This window comes from Aquimarina sp. U1-2, from assembly GCF_017897595.1.
Lineage (GTDB): Bacteria > Bacteroidota > Bacteroidia > Flavobacteriales > Flavobacteriaceae > Aquimarina.
In genome coordinates this window covers 1-451 of the sequence record NZ_JAGKIK010000077.1, presented here as the reverse complement: position 1 = coordinate 451, position 451 = coordinate 1, and the positions used below count along the sequence as shown (strand labels likewise).

Annotated in this window: 1 protein-coding gene; it reads left to right on the top strand. The window is 35.5% G+C overall.

Annotated elements, in window-relative coordinates; translation table 11 throughout:
- A partial coding sequence (locus J8281_RS19090) for a heavy-metal-associated domain-containing protein (protein WP_210199247.1) occupies nucleotides 1-304 on the top strand: 304 nt, incomplete at its 5' end.
- Nucleotides 305-451: the final 147 nt, after the last annotated feature.

Genomic DNA, 451 nt, shown 5'->3' with positions numbered 1-451 from the left:
AAAGACTGTGGATGTGGATACGGCTTCAGAAAAAACATTAGACCCTAACGCCACCTATGCTAAAGCCGAATTTACAGTTAAGGGTATGACTTGCGCCGTAGGTTGTGCAGCTACCATTGAAAAGAAAATTGCTAAGATGGAAGGTGTAAAATTTGCTAAGGTTGATTTTGAAAAAGAATTGGCTATGGTAGAATACGATGAAGCAAAAGTAAGCCCAACTGCTCTAGAAAGTACGGTAACCAGTGTTGCAGATATCTACAAGGTTGTTGATATGAAAAATGTTGATGCATTTTCCAACGAATAGTTAAAAAAACAAAGTCCTCAGATTTAAATAATTAAGTGTTGATAAATTGAAGCTTCTCAGAGATGGGAAGCTTTTTTATTGAGTTAGTTCTGAAGAGTTATTATCTAATTCAATCTTTTCAATAGAGGTAAACCCCTAGTTACTTTG